The 2,606-nt window shown below is 31.0% G+C and carries 4 protein-coding genes; 1 reads left to right on the top strand and 3 read right to left on the bottom strand.

Features of this window, described 5'->3' with window-relative positions; genetic code table 11:
• Positions 1-306 (top strand): GNAT family N-acetyltransferase (locus AC1DUW_RS25520; protein ID WP_477643792.1); only part of this gene is annotated, 306 nt, incomplete at its 5' end.
• A gap of 150 nt (positions 307-456) precedes the next feature.
• Here the strand turns inward: AC1DUW_RS25520 and AC1DUW_RS25525 are convergent.
• The 3 genes from AC1DUW_RS25525 to AC1DUW_RS25535 form a co-directional block, all read right to left on the bottom strand.
• Positions 457-1,146, bottom strand: coding sequence for an alpha/beta hydrolase (locus AC1DUW_RS25525; RefSeq protein WP_477643793.1), 690 nt, complete (start codon positions 1,144-1,146; stop codon positions 457-459).
• Positions 1,147-1,298: 152 nt separating this feature from the next.
• Complete coding sequence (locus AC1DUW_RS25530; RefSeq protein ID WP_053345562.1) at positions 1,299-1,760, bottom strand: GNAT family N-acetyltransferase; 462 nt, start codon at positions 1,758-1,760, stop codon at positions 1,299-1,301.
• A gap of 51 nt (positions 1,761-1,811) precedes the next feature.
• On the bottom strand, positions 1,812-2,606 hold a 795-nt coding region (locus tag AC1DUW_RS25535; protein WP_477643794.1), incomplete at its 5' end, for a phosphotransferase enzyme family protein.

Genomic DNA, 2,606 nt, shown 5'->3' on the forward strand with positions numbered 1-2,606 from the left:
GTCATTGACACAGCGTTCATTACAGATGATTTATTTAGTGAGATACAGGTAAACCCAGCGTCTGGTGGTCATCAAACTATTTTAGGGTTAGCGGTGTCCCCGCATTTCCAAAAACGAGGCGTGGCATCCGCGTTACTTGCTCATCTTGAAAAAGAAGCGAGAGCGAACAAACGTGAAACGATTACACTTACTTGTAAAGAGAACTTAATTCGCTTCTATGAAAACTATGGATACCTCAACAGCGGTGTTTCAAGCTCAGAGCATGGAAGAGTCATTTGGTACAACATGAGTAAAAAATTATTATGAACGTTATATATCAGCTCTAAATCAATAAGACAATAAGAAAAGTTGCCAATCCACATCATGGATGGCTACTTTTTTTATTTTTACTGAACAGAGTAATATAAGCCTGCAGGGTGGTTAACGCACTGATCAATGAATACAGTGTATCCTTCTTTATGAAGAATCGCACCCGTTAGCTGAATTAGAGTTATATTTTAAGAACTTGTCTATTCTTTTCATTACATTTTCTAAGACTGTAATGGACTTTGAAGTATTAAATGGTTCAATATCTAAAGAATGATTAGCATTGGAGACTTTTTCAATTTTTATATTTGTTTTATTTTCAATTTCTTGGATTTTTCTAGAAATATAATGAGGGTCTTTATCGCCTATAACAATAAGGGTTGAATGATTACTACTTAATAATGCTTCAAAAATTGAATCAAACTTTAATAGTGGTGTAAGCAAAATCATTTTAGAATTCATATTCATATTCATATTCATATCAATTTTCATAAGTCCGTTGATGATAGGAATAGTACCAAGTGATTTTCCTAAAAATACCGTTTCTTGATATCGATGATTTTTAAACACCTCAGTAATGATGTGATTGACATCATTAACAATGATTTTTGTGATATCTATCAATGGAAACTTGATTACATCCTGGCCGTATGAATAATGAATATGAACGACATCATACTGAATCTGAAGCATTGTCATTGTCGAATAATAAAATAAAGGCTTCTCATACGTGTAACCCGCTTCAGAAAACATAAAACAAACAACCGGACTTCCGGTTTCAATATGTGTGTATTGAACTTCTTTTTCATTAATAAAAGTTGTTCTTTGATTAACCTTCATAATAGTCCCCCTAGTATCATTCATTTTTTTAAATCTTAAATATAAATAAAAGGGATACAATATGAAGTTCTTCTTAAACTCCCTAATTACTTTAATAAGAAAAAGCGACCTTCGTATATTTGAAGTATCGCATCTGTTAGTTAAACAATAAACTATAACTGTTTATAAACAAATTCTCTGTACTTTATAAAGTGATGTTTTTTATAGAACTCTTTTGCATCATCGTTTTCAAACCAATAATCTAATTCAATTAAATCTATATCGTTCCTTTTCGCTATTTTATATACCTCTTCCATTAACCTCGTTCCATAACCTTTTTTCTTTTGATTCTCAACTATACTAATCTGATGCACATATACAGAATTATAACCATTTTTAAAAACATTTTCTGGATAGTTTCTAATCTCTATCCACACGTAACCAAGTGATTCTTTATTATCTTCTAAAAGAAGGAAAACAAAACTGTTGTTGTTGATTAAACTTTTGAATGTATCTTTAATTTCACTATAGTTATATTCCTTGAAATATCTGGGATAAAGCTTTGCATGCAAATTGTGAACATATCGATTTAATTTTGCAATTTTTTCATAATCAGTAGTTTGTCTAATTTGCATAATTTCCCCTACCTAACTATTCCTATTTGTTCCATGCGAACCATCAATCTCTTAAAAAATCACGTTCGAATCGAAGTGAACAATAGGACGACTTTCTTTTATTCTCCGTTCAATTTTTTGAACTGTTTTGTTTAATTGACTATCTGTATTCTTTAAATCGTACTTTTTATAGAAAAAACTATATAAAGTTAGATCTCTTAACTTTAAAAATAGAGGTATTGTTTCATAATCTTCAGGTGCAAGGTGATTTTCTGTCTCATATCCTTTTATGAATTCCCTCATAAATTCGGTAGCATATCCATCGAGGTCATTTACGCCCTCACGTTCTAAGCTCCACATAAAATAATACAGAGGTATTGCCAAATCGCTTGCAAACCAGTGATTAGAACAGTCATCAAAGTCAAAAACAAAAATCTCACCTTCATGATAATGGAAATTGCCGTGATGAATATCAGAATGAATCAATCCAAAGTTATCTTGATGAACTGGAAGAGCATTTAATTTCTTAATAATTAATTCTTGTTGGTGTATCACATGCTCTGGAACATCAACATGATAGAGTGTTGCATTCAATAATTCTTCTTCATACCAATTCAATCTTTTATATTCTGTTCCAGGCTTGTAAMTTTTTGTTTTTTTATGTAGTTGGCCTATTGTTTTCCCCCATTCAAAAAATAAATGTTCGTTAAAATTTTCATCAGTTACTTTCATCCTTGCTCCAGGTGCTTTTTCAAACAGACAACAATAAAAATTTGTCCCATCAAGACCCGTAACAATTTCAACTAAGTTATTTTCTGTTGAAGGAATAACTTTCGGAATATTACTTCCATTATTTTGTAAATATTC

Source organism: Peribacillus sp. P4_C12, from assembly GCF_056402095.1.

Excerpts from the sequence above, each read along its gene's own strand:
- AC1DUW_RS25525 (WP_477643793.1), bottom strand. The coding sequence starts at position 1,146 with ATGAAGGTTAATCAAAGAACAACTTTTATTAATGAAAAAGAAGTTCAA.
- AC1DUW_RS25530 (WP_053345562.1), bottom strand. The coding sequence starts at position 1,760 with ATGCAAATTAGACAAACTACTGATTATGAAAAAATTGCAAAATTAAAT.